A 23,059-nucleotide genomic window follows, 5' to 3' on the forward strand; every position below is an offset into this window, starting at 1 on the left:
CCAGCCCTCCGCCTTCTCCTCCCCGACCGCGAGGGCGACCTCGCCTCCACCCCCACACCGACAGACACCACCATCTTGCGGTGCCTTGGTGCTCGCGGCCGCCTACCTCTGCGCGTAACCGCCGCAAGGCTTCAGGCAACGCCGTCCTGCCCTCTTGAAGCGTCAGCACGACGCCAACGGCGACACCACCACCGTCGACGGACCGGGCATCTGAAGCGAGAACACCCCTCGGAAGCCACCCCGCCCCTCCCAGCCCCCGCCCAAGCACCTTGCATAGCCTTACGGTGTGCCGATCAATCCCGCCCACCCCAAGAGCTTCGCCAGCGACAACCACGCAGGCGTGCACCCCGACATCCTCAACGCCATGACCACCGCCAACCAGGGAGACGCCCCCGCCTACGGCGACGACACCTGGACCTCGACCTTCGAGCAGAAGATCAAGGAAACGTTCGGCCCCACAGCAGAAGGCTTCGCCGTACTCAACGGAGCCGGCGCCAACATGGTCGGCCTGGCCCTCATGCTTGGCCGCTACGACGCCATCCTCTGTGCCGACACCGCCCACATCGCCACCCACGAAACAGGCGCCACGGAACGCCTTCTAGGGGTGAAGCTCCGAACCGTCCCCACCCCTCAGGGCAAGCTTCACCCGGACGACATCAAGGCCCACCTGAACCTCATCGGCCAGCACCACGAGCCCCAGCCGACGGTCGTCTCCATCTCCCAGGTGACCGAACTGGGCACCTGCTACTCCCCCGCCGAGATCGCCGCTCTGGCCGAAACAGCCCACGCCGCCGGCCTACGCCTCCACGTAGACGGCGCCCGCCTCGCCAACGCCGCCGCCCATCTCGACTGCTCCCTGAAGGCCATCACCACGGACGCAGGCGTAGACGTCTTCAGCTTCGGCGGCACCAAGAACGGCGCCATGGCCGCCGAAGCGGTGGTCGTCCTGGACCCGTCCCTGACGGACGCAGTGCCGTACCTCCGACGGCAGTCGCTTCAACTGGCCTCGAAGATGCGCTTCATCTCCGCTCAGCTCTCCGCCCTCCTGACCGACGGCCTCTGGCACCGAAACGCCTCGCACGCCAACCAGATGGCACTCCGCCTGGCGAACGGCCTCACGGACGTCCCCGGCGTGACGCTGGCCTACCCCGTGGAGTCCAACGCCGTCTTCGCCACGCTCCCCCACGCCATCAGCGAGTCCCTCCGGCAGCACTACCTCTTCCACTACTGGGACGAGCCCGCAGGCACCGTCCGCTGGATGACCGCCTTCGACACCACCGAAGAACACGTGGACGACTTCCTGGCCGCCCTCTACAAAGCAGCAACCCCTTAGCCTCCCGGCGCCGTTTCACGTGAAACACCGCCTCCCCACCGCTCAGAACCGACAGGGTTTCACGTGAAACAGCGCCCACCCGAGGGCGTGACACAAGACAGACGGCAGCGCCCAGAAGAGAAGTCGAGACTCAACGAAGAGAAGAGAGAAGCGAGGGCGGAGTCTCACGCGAGCCACCACGCCACTCGGCCTAGACGCGCTCGTGCAGGGAGCCAACAATCACCAAGGAGCACGCACGTTTCACGTGAAACACGTGAGGTTCAGTCTTCGCGCTCCCGCATCACCCGAGCCGCCTCAGGCGCCATCGTCCCGATGATGCGCTCAAGGTCGTCGATCGTCGCGAACTCCACCACGATCCGCCCCTTACGCCGCCCCAAGTCGACCTTGACCTTCGTCTCGAAGTGGTCGGAGAGTCGGTCCGCCAGATGGGTCAGGCCAGGAGCCGTAGGCTTGGGCGCCTGCCGCTCACGCGGCGCCTTCTGAGCAGCCTTCGCGCTGCCCATGGCGACGATCTCTTCCACCGCCCTCACGGACAGAAGCTCCGCCACGATGCGCTTGGCCAACGCAACCTGCTCCTCCACACTGCTCAGGCCGAGCAGGGGGCGAGCGTGCCCGGCGCTGATGGTGCCGGCGGCCACGCGGCGCTGAACCTCCGGCGGGAGGTTGAGCAGCCGGAGCGTGTTGGTGATGTGGGATCGGGAGCGCCCCACCTTGCTGGCCAGCTGCTCGTGGGTCGCCTGGAAGTCGTCCAGCAACTGCTGGTAGGCGGCCGCCTCTTCCAGAGCGTTCAGCTGCTCGCGCTGAAGGTTCTCGATGAGCGCGTCCCGGAGGAGATCGGTGTCCTGTGTGTTCCGGACGATCGCGGGAACCGGGTCAAGACCGACCTGCTGGCACGCCCGCCAACGCCGCTCCCCCATGATCAGCTCGTACTGGCCGCCGCCCACAGAGCGCACCACGATCGGCTGCAGAAGGCCGACCTCGCGGATGGAGTCGGCGAGCTCCTTGAGGCGCTCGCCGTCGAACACCTCACGCGGCTGACGGGGGTTGGGCACGATCGCGGTCAGCGCGACCTCTTTGAAGTACGCTCCAGCGATCGGCTGAGGGCCCGCCTCGGCCGGGGAACCGTTCGAGGGAGCGGGCGCCGTACCCGGGCCGTCAACGATGGGTCCGGTCGGGATGAGCGCCCCGAGTCCCTTGCCCAATCCCCGCCGCTGCTGACTCACTGCGTCTCCTCATCCAGCCGGTCGAATCCGGCCGGTCGATTCCGGTCACTCCAGGAGAGGTTACCGTTGCAGGCCCAACGGGGTGCCCCCACGCCACACACAGTCCTGTGGGATTTACGCCGACACGGCTACAAATCTGCGTAACTCGCGACGGGCCACGAACAAGACCACCCGGCCACCGGCCCCACCCAACAGCAGCCGGCCGGTGATTCCACACAGACCACCCAGGGCGCGGGCATGACGAGCCCACAACCAACGCGACCTCACCAGGAGCCCTCTCGCGCGTACGCGGAAGACCCGCAACCGGGGTCAGGCCACGGTGGCGCGGTGAGCGATCTCGCGGGCCGCGTCCATGTACGCCATCGCCCCGCTCGAACCCGGGTCGTACGTCATGACCGACTGCCCGTAGCTGGGCGCCTCCGACAGTCGGACGCTGCGCGGGATGACCGTCTTCAGCACCGTGTCGCCGAAGTGCGACCGCACCTCGTCGGCGACCTGCGAGGCCAGCCGGGTACGCCCGTCGTACATCGTCAGGACGATCGTGGAGAGCCGCAGGGTCGGGTTGAGGTGCGCCTTGATCAGGTCGACGTTCCTGAGGAGCTGCCCCAGGCCCTCCAGCGCGTAGTACTCGCACTGGATCGGGATCATGACCTCCTCCGCGGCGACCAGGGCGTTGACCGTCAGCAGGCCGAGGGACGGCGGGCAGTCGATGACGATGTAGTCGAACTCCACCTCGTACGCCGCCAGCGCCCGCCGGAGCCGCGCCTCCCGTGCCACCAGCGAGACGAGCTCGATCTCCGCACCGGCCAGATCGATCGTGGCGGGGGCGCAGTAGAGGTTCGGCATCTCGGGGACCTGCTTGACGATGTCCGCCATGGGCAGATCGTCGACGAGCACCTGGTACACATCCGGTACGTCACCGCGATGCTCGGTCGCCAGCGCCGTCGAGGCGTTGCCCTGAGGGTCAAGGTCGACCACGAGGACCCGCTGCCCATGCATCGACAGGGCCGCGGCGATGTTCACCGAAGTGGTGGTCTTGCCGACGCCGCCCTTCTGGTTGGCCACCGCGATCACCCTGCACTGCGCCGGACGCGGCCAGGAGCCGTCGCCCTCGCTGCCGGTGCCGCCTCTCTGGGCGGCGGGCTGGGCAGCAGGCTGCGCGGCAGGTGGCGGGGTGGCGGCCGGCTGGGCGGCAGGCGTTTCACGTGAAACCACTGAACTGAGCGCCTCTCGTACCAACGGCGAATCACCGGGGTTCAGGGGGGTCTGGGTCACGTTGGCCATCCTTTCAACCAGTGGTGTGCCGGTGCCGGGAATTTGCTTGTGCGACACGCCCATTTCGGGCCATCCAACCCCGGCTGGGCTCTCGGACCGACGGCTGTCCGGCCAGCCAAGACCGCAAGACGCGACTGGCACAACCGTCACCTCCTTCGTCGCCGCCTGGCTCGCTCCGGCGCGCGACCCGCTACCACCCGAACCAATGTTGCAGGCGGCTCGACCTTACCGTGCCCGACGGTTACAAGCTCGGCCGTTCGGGCCCCGCTGGCCCGCAATTGGGACTCCGCCTCGGCGAGCTCGCCGGCGGCCCGCTCGCCCTTCATGGCTATCAGTTCGCCGCCCTCCCGCAGAAGAGGCATGGCCCATTTCAGCAACCGGTCGAGCGGCGCGACCGCCCGAGCACTGGCGACGTCGAACTCCCGCTCCCCCGCCAGGTCCTCCGCCCGCGCGCGCAGCACCTCGACGTTGTCCAGTTTGAGCGCCTCGACGCACTCCTCCAGGAACACGGTACGGCGAAGCAGCGGCTCCAGCAGCGTGACCTCAATGTCCTGACGGACGATGGCCAGGACGAGCCCCGGCAGCCCCGCCCCGGAGCCGATGTCCACCAGACGCACCTCCGGCGGCACGGCCTCGGCGACCACCGCGCAGTTGAGCAGGTGACGATCCCAGATGCGCGGCACTTCGCGCGGCCCCAGCAGCCCCCGGACGACACCCGGGCCCGCCAGCATCGCGGCGAACGCGTTCGCGCGGTCCCATGCCTCCCCGGCGAAGACGTCCCGCGCTATGTCCGGCGGCGCCGGAAGCTCTTCGCTCACTGGATGCTGGCCTTTCTCGGTCTCAAATGCTGTTGGTACTCAGGTTGCCTGCTCGGCGGAGGTGCCGGTGGGCGTTCGACGGTAGGTGTCCCGACGTTCTAGGGGCGCTGTCCACCCAAGGCTAGATGTGAGATCACACTGGAAGACTAGCGGGCTGGCATGTAGGTGACCGTCGAGCACGCGCCGCGCGCAGCTCTCAATCCCGCCACTGACGCCAACTCCCCAATAAACGATATAAAGCGCACACCTCTCAAAAGACACCCTTACACGCACCTTCATGGACGAACATCAAGCTCACCGCACAAATGCGCACGTGCCCCTCCGACCGCCCCGAACACGCACACAAACGCACGAAGGCCCCGAAGAACGCTCCGACCACCAACAGTCAGGATCGATCTGCACAGGTCTGGATGTCCGCTCACAAACCCGCTAACCGCCCACACAAGCCCGCCCACCCGCACGTACAGCCATAAATACGGAAACGGCCGCCCATCAGCGCAACCAAGCGCCGACAGACGGCCGAACCGGCTGACAATGCACGTTTCAGGCGGGAAGGACCACCACGTACCGCTGCGGCTCCTCACCCTCGGACTCGCTCCGCAGCCCGGCGGCCGCCACCGCGTCGTGGACGATCTTCCGCTCGAACGGCGTCATCGGGTGCAGCGCCTTCGGCTCACCCTTCTCCTTGACCTGGATGGCGATCTCGGTGCCGAGCTTGCTCAGCTCGGCCCGGCGCCGCTCGCGGTAGCCGGCGACGTCGAGCATGAGCCGCGACCGCTCCCCGGTCTGCCGGTGGACGGCCAGGCGGGTCAGCTCCTGCAGCGCCTCCAGGACCTCCCCCGCGGGCCCGACCAGCTCGTTGCCCTTGAGCCCCACGACGGAGACCATGGCTCGGTCGCCCTCGACATCCATGTCGATGTCACCGTCGATGTCGGCGATGTCGAGAAGGCCCTCGACGTAGTCGGCAGCGATCTCGCCTTCCTGCTCAAGCGCGTTGAGATCAGGAGCCTTCTCCTGCTCGGCCTCGGTCATGGCCGGCCTCTCCTTCGTGTTCAAGACTTCTTGCTGCCGGTGCGCTTGCTGCGGGACTGGCGGCTGGGCTGCTGCCTAATGATCTTAGGCTCCGGCGGGGCGGGCGGTGCCGCCTCTTCGGGAGTGGTCTTGCGCATCTTGGCCACCAGGCCGGGCTTGGGCGTCACGGGAATGGCGTTGCCCTTGGCGTCGAACTGCGGCATCGGGTGCCGGCTGTAGAACCAGTGCTGCTGGCCCAGCGTCCACAGGTTGGTGGTGACCCAGTAGAGGATCAGGCCCAGCGGGAAGTTGAGGCTGAAGAAGGCGAACAGCGGCGAGATGTACATCAGGATCTTCTGCTGCTGCGCCATGGGGTTGTCCGGCATCTGGGCCATCGAGCGGGTGACGCTCTGCCGGACGGTGAGGAACGTGGTCAGCGAGCTGATCGCCACGAAGAAGCCGATGACGATCTTCTGGGCGATGTCAGGAGCCTCGAAGAACGTGGCCGGCAGGGGCGCGTTGATGATCAGCGCGTGCTTGGCGCTGTCGACCAGCTCCTGCGACATGCCGAACTTGGCCTGGTCGGCGGCGATGGCCCGCAGCACGGTGAACATCGAGATGAAGATCGGGAACTGCGCCACGACGGGAAGACAGCCACCGAGGGGGTTGGCGCCCGCACCCTGGTACAGCGCCATGACCTCCTGGTTCATGCGCTGCTTGTCGTTCTTGTAGCGCTTGCGGAGCTCCTGGACCTTCGGTGCCAGCTCCTGCATCTTCCGCGAAGACCGCATCTGCTTGAGGAACAGCGGGAAGATGAGGATCCGCATGCAGACGGTCAGCGTGACGATGGTCAGCGCCCAGGTCAACCCGCTGTTGGGGTCGAGGAAAGTGCTGTAGACCTGGTGGATCCAGGTGATGACTTGGGCGACGGCCGTGTACAGCCAATTGAGCCAGGACAGCTCCACCGAGCTAGCTCCCTTGCGTTTCGTGGGACCGGACCGGGCGTGGGGGCACCGGGTCTATACCTCCGGGATGGAATGGGTGGCACCGCCCGATGCGCCGGACAGTCAGCCAAGTGCCGCGCAATGCCCCATGTACGGCAATCGCCTCGAGCCCATACGCGCTGCACGACGGGTAGAACCGGCAGCGTGGACCGAGCATCGGGCTGATGAACGCCCGGTAGAACCGAATGGGGATGATCAGCGCCCGGGCGGCGAGGCCCGGCATCCCTTGCGGCTGCTCCGTCATCTGTGTCCACCCGTCGAGGACTCACGCCGCCTGAGCAAACGATCCAGCGCGGCGTCGAGCTCGGCGGCCAGTTGCTCGACGCACGCGGACGCGGCCGGTGGATTGGCGCGTACCACCAGCAGGCTACCTCGCGGCAGCCGGTCGAGACGGTCGCGCATCAGGTGTCGGAGCCGTCGTTTGACCTTGTTCCGGGTCACCGCGCCACCAACGGCCTTGCTCACCACGAAACCAACCAGAGGTGTCTCTTCCCCAGAAAAGTTGAGATGCACCACCAGAGTGGGACGACCGGCGCGTTTTCCGCGCCGGACCGCCGCTTCGAATTCGTCCCCGCGCCGCATGCGGGATTGACGGGACAGCACCGTATACGCCTAACGCCCGTCGGCGAGGTACACCGACGGGCCAGACTTAGGGCGCGGGTCGATCAGGCCGACAGCTTCTCGCGGCCCTTGCGGCGGCGGGCGGCGAGGATGGCGCGACCGGCCCGGGTGCGCATCCGCAGCCGGAAGCCGTGGGTCTTCGCGCGGCGACGGTTGTTCGGCTGGAAAGTACGCTTGCTCACGGGTGGGCTCCTTGAAGGTGCGCCCAGGGGCGCTTATACACACATGGCTGGCCTGCCGTGGGAGCGAGGGCACGCGAAATAGCCGTCGCGTGGCAAGCCGACCGTCGTACGTTACGGGCCAACGGCCTCCCAGGTCAAACCGAACGGGTTATCCACTGATCCACAGGCGACTTTTCCACCGCCGGGCCCACGTCCACAGTTTGCGCATCCGGGTGCCACTAGGCTGTGGACAACGTCTTGAACACAGCTGTGCACATGGATACTGTCGGCCCTTCTGGACCACCGGAAACACCGTGCACAGCCTGTGGATCTCCTGTGGAGGACCTGGGTACGAAGCCCTGCCGCCACGCTGTGGACGAAGGGGTCGCCGACCGCTCGGGGCGGCCACGGACATGTGGATAAACGATCGCGGGGGGCCGCGAGAGGAAGGAGGGGAGCCGCACCATGAGTGGTGTCGACCTCGGCACGGTATGGGCGAGGGCCCTGGGCAACTTCCTCAACGAGAACGTGCCCATCCAGCAGCGCACCTGGCTGTCGATGGTCCGTCCGATCGCCCTCGCGGACGACACGATCGTGCTCGGCGTCCCCAACGACTTCCTCAAGGACCTCATCGAGGGCAAGTTGCGCCCGCTGGTGGCCCACGCGCTGTCGCAGGAACTCGGGATGACGATGCGGCTGGCCGTGATGATCGACACCACGGCCCCTGAGCAGCCTTTGCCAGACGCCCATCAACAGCCTGTGAATATGCCCTATCCCCAGAGTGTGGATAGCCAGCCGCGTTACACACAGCCGGTGCAACCCCAGCACTACCAGGCATCCGAGCCCCCGCAGTTCTATTCTCCACAGCCTGAGCAGCCATCGGCGTCCACCGAATATCCACAGCCTTCGTTCTCTTTTGAACAGGTGCAGCCGTACACACCGCCTGTGGAGAAAGCGCCGGAGCCGGCGCCGAATCGCTGGGAAGCGAAGAGCAACAAGCCCAGCGAACCGGCCAGACTCAACCAGAAGTACACATTTGAGACATTCGTCATCGGTGCCAGCAACCGGTTCGCGCACGCCGCGGCCGTGGCGGTGGCCGAATCCCCCGCGAAGGCGTACAACCCGCTCTTCATTTACGGCGACTCCGGCCTGGGGAAGACGCACCTGCTGCACGCGATCGGGCATTACGCGCAGAGCCTGTACGACGGCGCCCGGGTGAGATACGTGAGCTCGGAGGAGTTCACCAACGACTTCATCAACAGCATCCGCGACCACAAGGCCGACGGCTTCCGCGGCCGCTACCGGGCGATCGACATCCTGCTTGTGGACGACATCCAGTTCCTGGAGGGCAAGGAGCAGACGCAGGAGGAGTTCTTCCACACCTTCAACACCCTGCACAACGCCAACAAGCAGATCGTCATCTCCAGCGACCGGGCGCCCAAGCAGCTCATCACGCTGGAGGACCGGCTGCGCAACCGGTTCGAGTGGGGCCTGATCACCGACGTCCAGCCGCCCGAGCTGGAGACCCGCATCGCGATCCTGCGGAAGAAGGCCATCCAGGAGGGCCTGGCCGCGCCGCCCGAGGTGCTGGAGTACATCGCGAGCCGGATCTCCACCAACATCCGCGAGCTGGAGGGCGCCCTGATCAGGGTGACCGCGTTCGCCAGCCTCAACAGGCAGGGTGTGGATCTGCAGCTCGCCGAGGTCGTGCTGAAGGACCTGATCACCTCGGAGTCCGACACCGAGATCACGATCGCGGCCATCATGACCGAGACCGCCAACTACTTCGGCATCAGCATCGAAGACCTGTGCGGCACCTCGCGCAGCCGCGCGCTCGTCAACGCCCGGCAGATCGCCATGTACCTGGCGCGCGAGCTGACCGAGCTGTCGCTGCCGAAGATCGGGCAGCAGTTCGGCGGCCGCGACCACACCACCGTGATGCACGCCGAGCGCAAGATCCGGTCGCTCATCGCCGAGCGCAGGTCGATGTACAACCAGGTCAACGAGCTGACAATGCGTATCAAACAGAGCAAGCGTGGATCTTGATGGTCGTACACAGCCTGTGGAAAACACTGTGGACCAGCGGAAACGCAAAATCGGCCCGTCGGTACGACCACCAATGCCGGGAAAAATCCGCCCACAAGGGCTGGGGACGAATCTGGGGACATCCTGAGGAGAACCTGGGGATGACTCGTGGATAACGTGTGGACGGCCTGTGAACAGTCGATCTGGGACTCCAGAAGGCCCCCGCTTACCCCGTGGACAACCTGTGGAAACCTCGTGGATAACCGGTGGATGAACACACCATGATCTGGGGACGGCCTGTGGGCAACGAATCTTCATCCCCAGGCGGCGAAGTTTCCCCCAGGCGTCACCCACACCCTCGGTGGATGAAAATACGGGTGCTGACCTGCAAGGACTTCAGTTGTCCACAGTTCCCACAGCCCCTAGTGTGATGACCTCTTATCTCTCTTACTAAGAAAATCAAAGACCCATAGAGGGGTTCTCCCCGAACCGAGGTGCGGGAGAGTGAACACTTGAATCAACGACGAACCCAGGAGGCTGATCACCGTGATGTTCCGAATCGAGCGAGACGTCCTCGCTGAGGCGGTGGCATGGACGGCACGCAGCCTCCCGGCGCGCCCGTCGGTGCCCGTACTCGCCGGCATGCGGCTGGAGGTGACGGAGGGACAGCAGCTCAAGCTGTCGGGGTTCGACTACGAGGTCTCCGCCGAGGTCACGCTCGAACTCCAGACCGGTGAGGCGGGCGTCGTCCTGGTCTCGGGCAAGCTGCTCGCCGAGATCACCCGCGCGCTTCCCGCACAGCCTGTGGACTTCGTGGTGGAAGGCGCCAAGGCCGTCGTCACGTGTGGCAGCGCGCGCTTCACACTGCTGACCATGCCTGTGGAGGACTACCCGTCGCTCCCGGCCATGCCGCCGGCCGCCGGACGGGTGGGCAGTGACGTGTTCGCCTCGGCCGTCGGCCAGGTCGCCGTCGCTGCGGGCAGGGACGACACGCTGCCGATGCTCACGGGCGTGCGCATGGAGATCGAGGGCGACACCGTCACCCTGGCCGCCACCGACCGCTACCGGCTGGCCGTGCGCGAGCTCAAGTGGCAGCCGGGCCAGCCCGACTTCGCCGCCATCGCGATGATCCCGGGCAAGACGCTCGCCGACACCGCCAAGGCACTCGGCACCACCGGCGCCGAGGTGGAGATCGCGCTCAGCTCGGCCGGCGGCACCGGCGAGGGCATGATCGGCTTCTCCAGCGCGGGCCGGCGCACGACGACCCGGCTGCTCGACCCCGAGTTCCCCAAGTACCGCTCGCTGCTGCCGACGGAGTTCTCTGCGCGCGCCGACCTGTCCACAGGCCCGTTCGTCGAGGCGGTCAAGCGCGTGGCCCTGGTCGCCGAGCGCAACACCCCCGTCCGCCTGGCGTTCAGGAGCGGCGAGGTCGTGCTGGAGGCCGGCAGCGGCGACGAGGCGCAGGCCGTCGAGGCACTGCCTGTGGATTACGAGGGCGAGGAGATGAACATCGCCTTCAACCACCAGTTCCTGCTTGAGGGGCTGGGGGCCATAGACTCCGACATCGCACGCCTGCAGATGACGACCTCGACCAAGCCCGCCATCCTCACCGGGGGCAAGCCTGTGGACGAAGGCGCAGGTACGGACTACCGTTATCTGATCATGCCCATCCGCCTGTCGGGCTGATCCCGTCATCGGGGATGATGGAAGCCTGACAAGGGGGTAGAGGAGCGTCATGCAGATCGGCATGGTGGGACTGGGCAAGATGGGCGGCAACATGGCCGAGCGGCTGCGCCGCGGCGGCCATGAGGTGGTCGGTTACGACCGCGACCCTGGCATCAGCGACGTGGCCAGCCTGAAGGAGCTGGTCGAACGGCTGTCCGCGCCGCGCGCGGTCTGGGTCATGGTTCCCGCGGGCAAGCCCACCCAGCAGACGGTCGATGAGCTCGGCGAGCTGCTCGACGAGGGCGACATCGTCGTCGACGGCGGCAATTCACACTATGTGGACGACCAGAAGCACGCCGCCGAGCTGCGCGAGAAGGGCATCGGCTTCGTCGACTGCGGCGTGAGCGGCGGCGTGTGGGGGCTGCAGAACGGCTACGCCCTCATGTGCGGCGGCGAGCAGGCCGACGTCGACCGGCTCATGCCGATCTTCGAGACGCTCAAGCCCGAGGGCGAGGACGGCTTCGTCCACGCCGGTGACGTCGGTGCCGGCCACTTCGCGAAGATGGTCCACAACGGCATCGAGTACGGCATGATGCAGGCTTTCGCCGAGGGCTGGGAGCTTCTGGAGGCGTCCGACGTCGTCAAGGACGTCAGGGGCTCCTTCAGCAGCTGGCGCACCGGCACCGTCATCCGTTCGTGGCTGCTCGACCTGATGGTCCGGGCGCTCGACGACGACGAGCACCTCGACGAGCTCCGCGGTTACGCACAGGACTCCGGCGAGGGCCGGTGGACGGTCCAGGCGGCCGTCGACCACGCCGTGCCGCTGCCGGTGATCACCGCCGCCCTCTACGCGCGGTTCGCCTCGCGCCAGGACGACTCCCCCGCGATGAAGGTCGTCGCCGCGCTGCGCAACCAGTTCGGCGGCCACGCGATCACCTCGACCGAGGGCAGCACCGGCAAGGGCGCCGACTCGCCCGGCGCCGACGTGACCCCGCCGCGCGAAGCCGAGTAGTCCACAGGCGGCCAGGGGAAGCCCGGGGTTTTCCACAGGACGGCACGCCGGTGACGCGGGCGGCCCCCGCGGCGCACTAACCTTCGTGGGGTGCATGTCGCCCACCTCTCGCTGACCGACTTCAGGTCCTACGCGTCCGTGGAGCTCGGTCTGGAACCGGGCGTCACGGCTCTCGTGGGGCCCAACGGCCAGGGCAAGACCAACCTGGTCGAGGCCCTCGGCTATGTCGCGACGCACTCCAGCCACCGGGTGGCCAACGACGCGCCGCTGGTGCGTCAGGGTGCCGCGCGGGCCATCGTGCGGTGCGCCGTCCACAGGGACGATCGGCGGGCGCTGATCGAGCTGGAGATCAACCCGGGCAAGGCCAACCGGGCGCGGCTCAACCGCTCCCCCGTGTCCAGGCCGCGCGACGTCATCGGCCTGCTGCGCACGGTGCTGTTCGCGCCGGAGGACCTGGCGCTGTCCAAGGGCGACCCTTCCGAGCGCCGCCGTTTCCTCGACGACCTGCTGGTGGCCAGGGCCCCCAGGTTCGCCGGGGTCCGGGCCGACTACGACCGGGTGCTGAAGCAGCGCGGCGCCCTGCTGCGCACGGCCGCGCAGGCCCGCAGAGGCAGCAGGAGCGCCCGGCGGGCCGAGAGTGACACCGCGTTCGCCGCCGCGGGCGCCGGCGACGTGCTGAGCACTCTGGAGGTGTGGGACGCCCACCTCGCCCGGCACGGCGCGGAGCTGTTGCAGGCGCGGCTCGAACTGATCGAGGCGCTGCGCCCGCTGGTCGCCGGGGCCTACTCCGCGCTGGCCCCCACGAGCGCCCCCGCGACGCTGGCCTACCGCAGCACGTTGTCCACAGGTGGGGACGGCGCGGAGGACGAAGTCGCCGGTGAGCGGGGATCTCCCGATGCGCAGACGTTATCCACAGACTTGGGGAAAACCCTTGAACAGCAGCTCCGCGACCGGCTGTTGGAGGTCCGCCAGGCCGAGCTGGAACGGGGGGTCACACTCGTCGGCCCACACCGCGACGACCTGATCCTGGGCCTCGGCGACCTGCCCGCCCGCGGCTACGCCAGCCACGGCGAGTCGTGGTCGTTCGCGCTGGCGCTGCGCCTGGCCGCCTACGACCTGTTGCGGGCCGACGGCGGCGACCCGGTGCTGATCCTCGACGACGTGTTCGCCGAGCTGGACAGCCACCGCAGGCGCAGGCTGGCTGAGATCGTCGCGCCGGCCGAACAGGTGCTGATCACCGCCGCCGTGCCCGACGACGTGCCGAAGGAGCTGGCGGGAGCCCGTTTCGACGTCGCTGAGGGGAGCGTGGCCCGTGTCCGATGAGCAGCACAACGCGGCGGCCAGGGGGGCCGCCATGGCGAGGGAGAAGCTGGCGCAGGCCAAGGCCGACGCGGCCAAGCGCGGGCAGCTCCCGCGCCGCGAGCCCAGGCGGAAGGCCGGCCCGCGCCGGGAGGCCGGCGATCCGCAGCTCTTCGGCCGGGCCATCGCCGACCTGCTGGCCGACCGGGGCTGGGAGCGGTCGGCGGCCGTCGGCGCGGTGTTCGGCCGGTGGAAGGAGATCGTCGGCCCCGACCTGGCCGCCCACACCCGGCCGGAGTCGTTCGACGAGGGCGAGGTGCTCATCGCGGCCGATTCCACGGCATGGGCGACGCAGGTCAGACTGCTCGCGCGCACCCTCATCCGCAGGCTGAACGAAGAGCTGGGTGACGGATCGGTGACAAAGGTCAAGGTCAGGGGGCCGCAGAACGCGCCCCGGCCCACAGGGGGATTGCGGGTGACCGGAAGCAGGGGGCCCGGCGACACCTATGGTTAGGCGCCGGGGGCGATCAGACAGCCGCAGACGCGATAAGCCCCCTTTCCGAAGGGGGGATGCTTGAGTGGGGGGCAAAACGAGCTAGGGCGCATCACAGGCGCGTGTATTGCCACCACGGGCTCCGGGAAGCGGTAGAATGAAAAAGGATTCCGGACACGTCCGCTTGCGTGTCACCCCGGCAGCAAGCCGACTCCCCCGGGTGACCGCGCATCGGGGCACTCACGACGGTGACGGGCACGGCAGGGGCAGCATCAGGTTGATGGCCTCCCCCGCCGCGTGTCCGCGGCAGGAGGATTTCGCAGTTGTCCTACGACGCTAGCTCAATCACCGTACTCGAAGGACTTGAGGCGGTTCGCAAACGCCCGGGTATGTATATCGGCTCGACCGGTGAGCGCGGCCTGCACCACCTCGTCTACGAGATCGTGGACAACGCGGTGGACGAGGCGCTGGCCGGTTTCGCCTCCAGGATCGACATCACTCTGCTGGCCGATGGCGGCGTGCGCGTGATCGACAACGGCCGCGGCATCCCCACGGGCATCCACCCCGTGGAGAAGCGCTCGGCCGTCGAGGTCGTGCTGACCACGCTCCACGCGGGCGGCAAGTTCGACAGCCAGTCCTACGCGGTCTCCGGCGGCCTCCACGGCGTCGGCTCGGCCGTCGTCAACGCGCTGTCCACCGCCATGGACGTCGAGGTCAAGCAGAACGGCCACTTCTGGCGGCAGCGCTACGAGCACTCCAAGCCCACCGCGCCGCTGGCCCAGGGCGAGGAGACCGACGAGACCGGCACGACGATCACGTTCTGGCCCGATCCCGACGTCTTCGAGACCACCACCTGGAACTACGAGACGCTCTCGCGCCGGTTCCAGGAGACGGCCTTCCTCAACAAGGGCCTGACGATCACGTTCACCGACGAGCGGCCCGACCACGTCAACGGCGAGCCCCTGACGGTCGAATACCACTACGAGGGCGGCCTGGCCGACTTCGTCAAGCACCTCAACGCCAAGAAGGAGGCGGCGCACGCGTCGATCATCTCCTTCGAGGAGGAGGGCGACGGCATCGCGGTCGACATCGCCATGCAGTGGAACAACTCCTACTCGGAGTCGGTCTACACGTTCGCCAACATGATCAACACGGCTGAGGGCGGCACCCACGAGGAGGGCTTCCGCGCGGCGCTGACGACCATCGTCAACCGCTACGCGCGCGAGCAGAAGTTCCTCAAGGAGGGCAAGGACGACAACCTCTCCGGCGAGGACGTCCGCGAGGGCCTGACGGCGATCATCTCGGTCAAGCTGTCCGACCCGCAGTTCGAGGGCCAGACCAAGACCAAGCTGGGCAACACCGAGGCCAAGTCGTTCGTGCAGAAGGCCTGCAACGACCATCTGCGCGACTGGTTCGAGCGCAACCCCGGCGAGGCCAAGGACGTCATCAACAAGTCGCTGCAGGCCAGCCGCGCCCGCATAGCGGCCCGCCAGGCCCGCGACCTGACCAGGCGCAAGTCGCTGCTGGAGTCCGGCAGCGGCCTTCCCGGCAAGCTGGCCGACTGCCAGTGGAACGACCCGGAGAAGTGCGAGCTGTTCATCGTCGAGGGCGACTCGGCCGGCGGCTCCGCCAAGGGCGGCCGCGACTCGCGCTTCCAGGCGATCCTGCCCATCCGCGGCAAGATCCTCAACGTGGAGAAGGCGCGGATCGACAAGGTCCTGAAGAACAACGAGGTCCAGGCGCTCATCACCGCTCTGGGCACCGGCGTGCACGACGAGTTCGACATCGCCAAGCTGCGTTACCACAAGGTGATCCTGATGGCCGACGCCGACGTCGACGGCCAGCACATCAACACCCTGCTGCTGACGCTGCTGTTCAGGTTCATGCGGCCGCTGATCGAGGCCGGGCACGTCTACCTGTCGTGCCCGCCGCTCTACAAGATCAAGTGGGACCGGAAGGGCGAGGACGCCTCCTACGCCTACTCCGACGCCGAGCGCGACGCGGTCATCAACGACGGCATCGCGCAGGGCAAGGCAGACCCGCGCCCGCGTGACAACGTCCAGCGCTTCAAGGGCCTCGGCGAGATGAACGCCGGCCAGCTCTGGGAGACCACCATGAACCCGGCGACGCGACTGCTGCGCCTGGTCACGCTCGACGACGCGGCCCAGGCCGACGACCTGTTCAGCGTGCTCATGGGCGAGGACGTCGAGGCGCGGCGTGACTTCATCATCCGCAACGCGCGCGACGTTCGCTTCCTCGACGTTTAAGAAGGACCTGAACCTGTGACGGACGTGAACACCACTCCCCCGGCTGAGCGCATCGAGCCGGTGGACATCCAGTCGGAGATGCAGCGCAGCTACATGGACTACGCGATGTCCGTCATCGTGTCCAGGGCGCTGCCTGATGTGCGCGACGGTCTCAAGCCGGTGCACCGGCGGGTGCTCTACGCGATGTACGACGGTGGCTACCGTCCCGACCGCGGCTACTTCAAGTGCGCCCGCGTCGTCGGTGACGTGATGGGCACCTACCACCCGCACGGCGACACCTCGATCTACGACGCGCTGGTCCGCCTGGCCCAGCCGTGGTCGCTGCGCTACCCCCTGGTCGACGGGCAGGGCAACTTCGGCTCGCCGGGCAACGACCCGGCGGCCGCGATGCGGTACACCGAGTGCAAGCTCGCGCCCATCGCCATGGAGATGCTGCGCGACATCGACAAGGACACCGTCGACTTCCGTCCCAACTACGACGGCAAGTCGCAGGAGCCCGACGTCCTGCCGGCGCGGTTCCCGCAGCTGCTGGTCAACGGTTCGGGCGGTATCGCGGTCGGCATGGCGACCAACATCCCGCCGCACAACCTGCGCGAGGTCTCGGCCGCGGTCCGGTGGTACCTGGAGAACCCGCAGGCCGACGACGAGGAGCTGCTGGAAGCCTCGATCAGACTGGTCAAGGGGCCCGACTTCCCGACCAGGGCGCTGATCGTCGGGCGCCGGGGCATCGAGGACGCGTACCGCACCGGGCGCGGCTCGATCACCATGCGCGCGGTGGTCGAGGTCGAGGAGGACAAGGGGCGGCAGGCGCTCGTCGTCACCGAGCTGCCGTACCAGGTCAACCCGGACAACCTGGCGCTGAAGATCGCGGAGCTGGTGCGTGAGGGCAAGCTCACGGGCATCGCCGACGTCCGCGACGAGAGCTCCTCGCGGGTCGGCCAGCGTCTGGTGATCGTGCTCAAGCGCGACGCGGTCGCCAAGGTCGTGCTGAACAACCTGTACAAGCACACCCAGCTCCAGGACACCTTCGGCGCCAACATGCTGGCGCTGGTCGACGGCGTGCCGCGCACGCTGCGGCTCGACCAGTTCATCCGCCACTACGTGGCCCACCAGGTCGAGGTCATCGTCCGCAGGACGCGTTACCTGCTGCGCAAGGCCGAGGAGCGCGCGCACATCCTGCGCGGGCTGCTGAAGGCCCTTGAGCGGCTCGACGACGTCATCGCCCTCATCCGGGCCTCGGAGTCGGCCTCGCACGCCCAGCAGGGCCTCATGGGGCTCCTGGAGATCGACGAGGTCCAGGCTCAGGCCATCCTGGACATGCAGCTGCGCAAGCTGGCCGCCCTGGAGCGGCAGTCCATCCAGGACGAGTACGACTCCCTGATGGCCCAGATCGCCGAGTACAACTCGATCCTGGCCAGTGAGGCCCGCCAGCGCGAGATCATCGGCGACGAGCTGGCCGAGGTCGTCAACCGCTTCGGCGACGAGCGCAAGACCGAGATCATCGCCTACGACGGCGACATGTCGATCGAAGACCTCATCGCCGAGGAGGAGATCGTCGTCACGATCACCCGCGGCGGCTACGCCAAGCGCACCCGTACCGACCTCTACCGGGCGCAGAAGCGGGGCGGCAAGGGGGTGCGTGGCGCCCAGCTGCGCCAGGACGACATCGTCGACCACTTCTTCGTCACCACCACGCACCACTGGCTGCTGTTCTTCACGAACAAGGGCCGGGTGTACCGGGTCAAGGCGTACGAGCTGCCTGATGCCGGGCGTGACGCCCGTGGCATGCATCTCGCGAACCTTTTGGCCATGCAGCCCGACGAAACAGTCATGGAAGTTCTCGACCTCCGCGACTACGACGTCGCCCCCTACCTGGTGCTGGCCACGCGCAGCGGCCTGGTGAAGAAGACGCGCCTGTCCGAGTACGACTCCCCCAGGTCGGGCGGTCTGATCGCGATCAACCTGCGCGAGGACGACGAGGTCATCGGCGCCCGCCTGGTCTCCGAGACCGACGATCTGCTGCTCGTCTCCAAGGGCGCGCAGTCGATCAGGTTCACCGCCTCCGACGAGGCGCTGCGGCCCATGGGCCGCGCGACCAGCGGCGTCATCGGCATGAGGTTCCTCGAAGGAGACGAACTTCTCGCCATGAATCGCATGGCCGACGGTCAAGACGTGCTTATCGCCACGAAGGCTGGGTACGCAAAACGGACGCCAGTGGAGCAGTATCCAGTTCAAGGACGTGGCGGTAGGGGCGTGCTGACTGCGAAGATCGTGAGTTCCCGTGGCAAGCTGGTCGGAGCCGTCATGGTCAACCCAGAGGACGAGGTCTTCGCGATCACGTCCGCCGGCGGGGTGATCCGGACGAGTGCCGGCGAGATCAAGCAGTCCGGCCGCCAGACCATGGGAGTGCGATTGATGAACCTCGCCGAAGGCGACAGCGTGGTTGCCCTCGCCCGGAACGCGGAGTCGATGGAGACTCCGGTGGAGAATGAGGAAGACGGGGGAGGAGAGTAAATCATGAGCGCCCAGGGTGGCACCGCCAGAGCCCAGGCGGCGTCGGGTAACGGACAGCAGCCGAAGAAGTCCAACGAGCCGGAAATCTTCAATTCGGTCGACGGCGAGCAGGACAAGACGCCCAGGCCGGGCGCCGCTGCTCAGCCTCGTTCCAAGGACGAGCCGCAGGCGGAGGGCAACGAGACGGTGCGCCTCCGTCCGTCGCTCACCTCCGAGGCGCCTCCGGCCGTCGAGGTGCCCAAGAAGAAGTCGTCGAACAACGCGGGGTCCAGGCTTCCCCGCAAGGCACACCTGGTGCTGCGCCGCATCGAGCCGTGGTCGGCCATGAAGTTCAGCTTCGTGGTGTCCCTGGTCTGCTTCGTGGTGCTCTTCGTGGCAGTCGCCGTCCTTTACGGCGTGCTGTCGGCTCTGGGAGTGTTCGACTCGCTCGTCGACCTGGTCAACCAGCTCGGCAAGGGCGAGCAGGGACAGAGCTCGATCCCGATCAACATCGCCTCGTGGTTCGAGCCGGTGCGGATCCTCGGCTACACCGCGCTGATCGGCGCCGTGAACGTGGTGCTGATCACCGCTCTGTCCACGCTGGGCGCGGTCATCTACAACATCGCGTCCGACCTGGTCGGGGGCGTTGAGGTGACGTTCAGCGAGGCCGAATAGCAGGTTCGGGCGGGGGCTCGTGCCGTACCGGGATGGCTGGTACGGCACGAGCAGCCCGTCGGACACGGTAAGCTTTTCTCGTCCGAACAACCGGTTCGCCTCCATCAGGCGAATGCGATACGGTTCGGTGTGCGGGGCTATAGCTCAGACGGTTAGAGCGCTTCCCTGATAAGGAAGAGGTCCCAGGTTCAAGTCCTGGTAGCCCCACAGTGCTTTCTCCATTCAGAGGCCGTTTCCCGGAGATCGGGAAACGGTCTTTTGATTGTTCGCCATCAATCTGTCATCAGGAGCGTCTGTCATCAGGTGACAGGGGTCAATCCACATCGACATCAGCCGAATTTCCGGGCAAGGTTGAAATGATGACCGGTTGAACGACTTCATCAAGGAACAGAGCGGATGAACTCCGCGAGCGTGGAGTTTGATCGCTCGACCGGCGAGCGGCGAGCGGCGCCCGCCCGTCCTGCCCTCGCGCGGAGTCTGGTCGGTCCCATCCAGCGGGATGAACTCCCTCCTGCCCTGCTCGGGGCGAACCGTCCGTAGTCCGCCGCTTGATCGTCGGACAGGAACTCGACTGTCATTTACCGTCATCGACATGGATTGACGCGTCGGTATCGCTGATTTCTGCGGAGTTCCTCCTCGCCCCGACGGTGACGGCGTCCCGAACGCCGGGGCTGCACATGATGGCCTGAGTGCACGATGGAATACCCCAAGGGGGCCTCAGGCCACGCCTGGACCCCCTTGGGACGTGGGTCAGTTACCAGGGTCGGGGTTTGTGTGGTGATTTGTGGAAGACCTTCACGATGGTGCTGTCGGTACAGTTCATGAGGGCTTCGGACGATTTGCAGTGCCAGGAGACCATGTTGCGCAGGAAACCGGGCCTGTCGGCGATCACCGTGTAGGTGATCGTGGCCGTCTGCCCCGGGCTCAGATCGCCGGTCCAGACCAGGGTGTCGCCGGAGCGCTGGACGGTTCCCGTCGTGGCTCGGATCGGTCCCGTGAGTGAGCCGTTGTCGAGCACGTCGGTCAGGTCGTCGGTGACGGTGGCGTTGAGGAAGGTCCTGTCGCAGGTGTTGGTGACACGGATGCGATAGTGCACCTGGTCGCCGACGGAGACCTTGGTCCGGTCGGCGGTCTTGTCCACCCGCAGTTTCTCCTTGGGACACGGCTCCGGCGTGGGCGGGACGCCGCACGACTCGGTGTCGTAGGAGAGGGTGACCTCGCCGTTGCCCTCGCGGACGCCGGTGTTGTAGGTGACTCCGGCGGGGCCGAGGCTCGACCCTCCGCCACCGCCGCCACCGTACATGGTGCTGCTGGAGGAGGAGCCGCCGGCGCCGCCGCCTTGCGCGCCACCACCGCCGCCGCCGCCCGTGCCCATGTGCGGGTCGGCGAGGTTGACGGCGCCGTTCCCGCCGGTGCGTCCTTGAGCGTCCCCGCCGGGAAGGCCGGGAAGATCGAAGTCAGCCACGGGCTGCCCGCCGGGGCCGCCTGCGCCGCCGTTGCCGCCCGAGGAGCCGCCGGCGCCGGCGCCGGGCTGGTTCGGAGTGGCGCCGTTGGTGCCGTTCTGGCCGCCGTCGCCGCCTTGGCCATCCGTTCCACCGGCGAAGCTGCCGGCGCCGCCGCCACCGCCGCCGGCGATGACGAGCGGCTGCGTGCCGAGGGTGATCGTCGTCGCGCCGCCCCCGCCACCGCCGTTGGTGCCGTTGCCGGGCCTGAGGTCCTCCTGGTACCCGCCGGGCCGGCCGCCTCCGCCGTAGCCCCCTGCCGCGGGTTCGCCGGTGTCGAGGTTCCCGCCTGTGCCCGCGCCGCCGACGTCGATCGTCAGCTCGTCTCCCGGATTGACCCGTACGGTGCCGCTGACCTCACCGCCTCGCCCGCCGGGAGATCCGTAGACGGCGGTGCCGCCCGCGGCGCCGAAGGCGTCCACGATCAGCTCGCACACTCCTTCTGGGACTGTGAATGTCTGCGGAGCTCCGGTGTAGCCGAATGTCTGGCTGCCTTGCGCCGCCTGCGCGACGGTCGGCGCAAGTGCCAGCGCCGTGGTCATTGTGGCTCCCGCTATCCATGGCAGCCACTTAGGGTTAGTGAATATCACGGTTAGTAACTTTAAGTTCAGCCCGGTCACGATCTATCCGGCTCAAGGCAACGAGCCGCCCTATGTCGTCACACCTCAACGCATCCCGACCTGCACACCACCCGCTGGGCGCGACCTGTACCGGTTACGCCACGCCGCATCGCCGGGCTGAGCGCGCTGGAGGTCAACTACGTGGTGCGGGAGCTCGGCTGGTCGGGCCTGGCCACCGGCCTGGTGTTCGGGGTGAGCATGGCCGGCGGGCCGGCGGCCGGGGCGATTGCGCGTCTTCCAGAGCACCCAGCGCAGCCTGCGGCAGCTTCTGACGCCCAAGGAGATGCAGGGCCGGCTGGCGGCCACGTCCCGCTGGCTCACCTGGGCGGCCACGCCGGTCGGCGCGGTCCTCGCGGGAGCGCTGGCCGGCGGGATCGGCATGCGCGGGACGCTTGTCGTGTTCTCGGCCGGGATGCTGGCTGGTCCGGTGGTCATGTGGTGCTCGCCGCTGCGCACGTCCCGGCGGGAGATCGAGCGGGACGTACGGACGGCGACGGCGGGGTAGCTCCGGGATCGCCGGGTCACACGGCGAAGAGCAGGGCGGCGCTCACGAGGACGGCGACGGCGGTCGCGAAGTGCACGCCGAACGCGACCGCCTTAGTGCCCCCATTGCGGAGCACGATCAGGGTGTCGCCCAGGGGCAGCAGCGCGACGATCAGCATGTACCAGGCCTCCGCCTGGGCGCCGGCGAAGGCCAGCAGGGCCAGGCCGAGCAGCCCGTACGCGCCGTCGCGCAGGCCCTTGATGGTCAGGTAGGCGCTGTCACCGTCCTGCTTGGCGGGGACGCCGTAGCCGGCGGCGGCGGCGCGCGGGACGAACAGGAAGCGGGCGCCGATCAACAGGACCATCAGGTTGAGGACGATGGCGAGGCCGTAGGCAATGGTGGTGAGCATGTCCGTCTCCAGAAAGCTAGCGGTGCTAGGAACGAGGATGACGCTAGCAGAACGATGACAGATGCGCTAGCGGTGCTAGAATCGAGAGCATGACGATCCAGGCGCGCCGGGAGCGCGAGCGTGCGGAACGCGAGAAACTGATCATCACCGTCGCCTGCGAGCTGGCCGAGGCCGAGGGCTGGGAGGCGGTGACCACGCGGCGGCTGGCCGAGCGCATCGAGTACAGCCAGCCGGTGCTCTACAGCCATTTCAAGGGCAAGGGCGCGATCATGGCGGCCGTCGCCGTCGAGGGATGCGCCGTCCTCGCGGAGGAGCTGCGCGAGGCCCGCACCGCGGCTCCCGATGCCGGCAGTGCGCTCGCGGCCGTCGGCGCGGCCTACACGGCGTTCGCCGAGCGGCGTCCGGCGCTCTACGACGTCATCTTCAGCTTGAGCGTCGATCTGCCGTTCGCGACGCCGCAGGCTCCCGCGGCCCTGCATGCGGCGTTCGGCGAGCTGGTGGAGGGGCTTCGCCCGCACGCCGGTGAGGAGGACCTGCCCCTGCTCGCCGAGACCTTCTGGGCCGCGCTGCACGGGCTGGTCACGCTCACGAGGGGCAAGCGGCTGCCGCGGGAGCAGCACGACCGCCGGCTTGAGCTGCTGCTGAGGCGGTTCGTGGCCTGACGGTTTG

21 protein-coding genes and 1 tRNA gene are annotated in these 23,059 nt (G+C 67.6%); 12 read left to right on the forward strand and 10 right to left on the reverse strand.

All coding sequences use genetic code 11. The features are described from left to right. Positions 1–286: 286 nt before the first annotated feature. On the forward strand, positions 287–1,333 hold the full coding sequence (locus ACWCSU_RS18535; RefSeq protein ID WP_449936230.1) for a threonine aldolase family protein: 1,047 nt from the start codon (positions 287–289) through the stop codon (positions 1,331–1,333). A gap of 260 nt (positions 1,334–1,593) precedes the next feature. On the opposite strand, the gene ACWCSU_RS18540 is transcribed toward ACWCSU_RS18535, so the two are convergent. The 8 genes from ACWCSU_RS18540 to rpmH form a co-directional block, all read right to left on the reverse strand. Then, entirely contained in the window at positions 1,594–2,556 is a 963-nt protein-coding gene (locus tag ACWCSU_RS18540; protein ID WP_449936232.1) for a ParB/RepB/Spo0J family partition protein, read from the reverse strand. Between the two features lie 309 nt (positions 2,557–2,865). Continuing rightward, positions 2,866–3,840: a ParA family protein gene (locus ACWCSU_RS18545; protein ID WP_449936233.1), complete on the reverse strand. Its 975-nt coding sequence runs from the start codon at positions 3,838–3,840 to the stop codon at positions 2,866–2,868. A 137-nt stretch (positions 3,841–3,977) separates the two neighbouring features. Next, positions 3,978–4,649 carry a 16S rRNA (guanine(527)-N(7))-methyltransferase RsmG gene (rsmG, locus tag ACWCSU_RS18550; RefSeq protein ID WP_357693314.1) on the reverse strand — a complete coding sequence of 224 codons (672 nt, stop codon included), beginning with the start codon at positions 4,647–4,649 and terminating at the stop codon, positions 3,978–3,980. Between the two features lie 543 nt (positions 4,650–5,192). After that, the gene (locus ACWCSU_RS18555) at positions 5,193–5,681 is read right to left on the reverse strand and encodes a Jag family protein (protein ID WP_357693312.1); all 489 of its coding nucleotides are present in this window, start codon (positions 5,679–5,681) and stop codon (positions 5,193–5,195) included. A gap of 20 nt (positions 5,682–5,701) precedes the next feature. Then, positions 5,702–6,625, reverse strand: coding sequence for a membrane protein insertase YidC (gene yidC, locus ACWCSU_RS18560; protein ID WP_357693310.1), 924 nt, complete (start codon positions 6,623–6,625; stop codon positions 5,702–5,704). Between the two features lie 4 nt (positions 6,626–6,629). Then, complete coding sequence (gene yidD / locus ACWCSU_RS18565) at positions 6,630–6,887, reverse strand: membrane protein insertion efficiency factor YidD (protein ID WP_352322972.1); 258 nt, start codon at positions 6,885–6,887, stop codon at positions 6,630–6,632. A gap of 17 nt (positions 6,888–6,904) precedes the next feature. Beyond that, positions 6,905–7,267 carry a ribonuclease P protein component gene (gene rnpA, locus ACWCSU_RS18570; protein ID WP_357693308.1) on the reverse strand — a complete coding sequence of 121 codons (363 nt, stop codon included), beginning with the start codon at positions 7,265–7,267 and terminating at the stop codon, positions 6,905–6,907. A gap of 62 nt (positions 7,268–7,329) precedes the next feature. Beyond that, on the reverse strand, positions 7,330–7,467 hold the full coding sequence (gene rpmH, locus ACWCSU_RS18575) for a 50S ribosomal protein L34 (RefSeq protein WP_043614899.1): 138 nt from the start codon (positions 7,465–7,467) through the stop codon (positions 7,330–7,332). 444 nt (positions 7,468–7,911) lie between these two features. On the opposite strand from rpmH, the gene dnaA reads away from it, so the two are divergent. The 9 genes from dnaA (at position 7,912) to ACWCSU_RS18620 (ending at position 19,582) form a co-directional block, all read left to right on the forward strand. After that, complete coding sequence (gene dnaA / locus ACWCSU_RS18580) at positions 7,912–9,492, forward strand: chromosomal replication initiator protein DnaA (RefSeq protein ID WP_397035968.1); 1,581 nt, start codon at positions 7,912–7,914, stop codon at positions 9,490–9,492. A 525-nt stretch (positions 9,493–10,017) separates the two neighbouring features. Then, a complete protein-coding gene (gene dnaN, locus ACWCSU_RS18585; protein ID WP_357693304.1) occupies positions 10,018–11,157 on the forward strand; it encodes a DNA polymerase III subunit beta in 1,140 nt (379 codons plus the stop codon). 49 nt (positions 11,158–11,206) lie between these two features. After that, a complete protein-coding gene (gene gnd, locus ACWCSU_RS18590; RefSeq protein ID WP_364083562.1) occupies positions 11,207–12,148 on the forward strand; it encodes a phosphogluconate dehydrogenase (NAD(+)-dependent, decarboxylating) in 942 nt (313 codons plus the stop codon). A 90-nt stretch (positions 12,149–12,238) separates the two neighbouring features. Continuing rightward, a complete protein-coding gene (gene recF / locus ACWCSU_RS18595; RefSeq protein ID WP_357693301.1) occupies positions 12,239–13,471 on the forward strand; it encodes a DNA replication/repair protein RecF in 1,233 nt (410 codons plus the stop codon). Then, positions 13,461–13,961 (forward strand): DUF721 domain-containing protein, encoded by a 501-nt coding sequence (locus ACWCSU_RS18600; RefSeq protein ID WP_352324557.1) that lies wholly within the window; start codon positions 13,461–13,463, stop codon positions 13,959–13,961. Before recF ends, ACWCSU_RS18600 begins: the two co-directional genes overlap by 11 nt. A gap of 302 nt (positions 13,962–14,263) precedes the next feature. Then, a complete protein-coding gene (gene gyrB / locus ACWCSU_RS18605; protein ID WP_357693299.1) occupies positions 14,264–16,207 on the forward strand; it encodes a DNA topoisomerase (ATP-hydrolyzing) subunit B in 1,944 nt (647 codons plus the stop codon). Between the two features lie 15 nt (positions 16,208–16,222). After that, positions 16,223–18,721 (forward strand): DNA gyrase subunit A, encoded by a 2,499-nt coding sequence (gyrA, locus tag ACWCSU_RS18610; protein ID WP_357693297.1) that lies wholly within the window; start codon positions 16,223–16,225, stop codon positions 18,719–18,721. 3 nt (positions 18,722–18,724) lie between these two features. Beyond that, the gene (locus ACWCSU_RS18615) at positions 18,725–19,375 is read left to right on the forward strand and encodes a DUF3566 domain-containing protein (RefSeq protein WP_449936235.1); all 651 of its coding nucleotides are present in this window, start codon (positions 18,725–18,727) and stop codon (positions 19,373–19,375) included. Between the two features lie 133 nt (positions 19,376–19,508). After that, positions 19,509–19,582 (forward strand) — tRNA-Ile (locus ACWCSU_RS18620). A gap of 547 nt (positions 19,583–20,129) precedes the next feature. On the opposite strand, the gene ACWCSU_RS18625 is transcribed toward ACWCSU_RS18620, so the two are convergent. After that, entirely contained in the window at positions 20,130–21,314 is a 1,185-nt protein-coding gene (locus tag ACWCSU_RS18625) for a DUF11 domain-containing protein (RefSeq protein WP_449936236.1), read from the reverse strand. A 409-nt stretch (positions 21,315–21,723) separates the two neighbouring features. Here ACWCSU_RS18625 and ACWCSU_RS18630 point away from each other — a divergent pair, with 409 nt between their 5' ends. After that, entirely contained in the window at positions 21,724–22,002 is a 279-nt protein-coding gene (locus tag ACWCSU_RS18630) for a hypothetical protein (protein ID WP_449936238.1), read from the forward strand. 16 nt (positions 22,003–22,018) lie between these two features. On the opposite strand, the gene ACWCSU_RS18635 is transcribed toward ACWCSU_RS18630, so the two are convergent. Continuing rightward, positions 22,019–22,390 (reverse strand): DUF4267 domain-containing protein, encoded by a 372-nt coding sequence (locus ACWCSU_RS18635; protein ID WP_357693287.1) that lies wholly within the window; start codon positions 22,388–22,390, stop codon positions 22,019–22,021. 89 nt (positions 22,391–22,479) lie between these two features. Between ACWCSU_RS18635 and ACWCSU_RS18640 the strand changes: the two genes are divergently transcribed. Beyond that, entirely contained in the window at positions 22,480–23,052 is a 573-nt protein-coding gene (locus tag ACWCSU_RS18640) for a TetR/AcrR family transcriptional regulator (protein WP_449936240.1), read from the forward strand. The last annotated feature ends 7 nt before the right edge of the window (positions 23,053–23,059 follow it).

Source organism: Nonomuraea sp. NPDC001699, assembly GCF_053596455.1.

Coding starts and splice junctions, on each gene's coding strand:
- yidD (WP_352322972.1), bottom strand. CDS start 6,887: ATGCCGGGCCTCGCCGCCCGGGCGCTGATCATCCCCATTCGGTTCTAC.
- ACWCSU_RS18555 (WP_357693312.1), bottom strand. CDS start 5,681: ATGACCGAGGCCGAGCAGGAGAAGGCTCCTGATCTCAACGCGCTTGAG.
- ACWCSU_RS18640 (WP_449936240.1), top strand. CDS start 22,480: ATGACGATCCAGGCGCGCCGGGAGCGCGAGCGTGCGGAACGCGAGAAA.
- ACWCSU_RS18635 (WP_357693287.1), bottom strand. CDS start 22,390: ATGCTCACCACCATTGCCTACGGCCTCGCCATCGTCCTCAACCTGATG.
- gnd (WP_364083562.1), top strand. CDS start 11,207: ATGCAGATCGGCATGGTGGGACTGGGCAAGATGGGCGGCAACATGGCC.
- ACWCSU_RS18545 (WP_449936233.1), bottom strand. CDS start 3,840: ATGGCCAACGTGACCCAGACCCCCCTGAACCCCGGTGATTCGCCGTTG.
- ACWCSU_RS18615 (WP_449936235.1), top strand. CDS start 18,725: ATGAGCGCCCAGGGTGGCACCGCCAGAGCCCAGGCGGCGTCGGGTAAC.
- dnaA (WP_397035968.1), top strand. CDS start 7,912: ATGAGTGGTGTCGACCTCGGCACGGTATGGGCGAGGGCCCTGGGCAAC.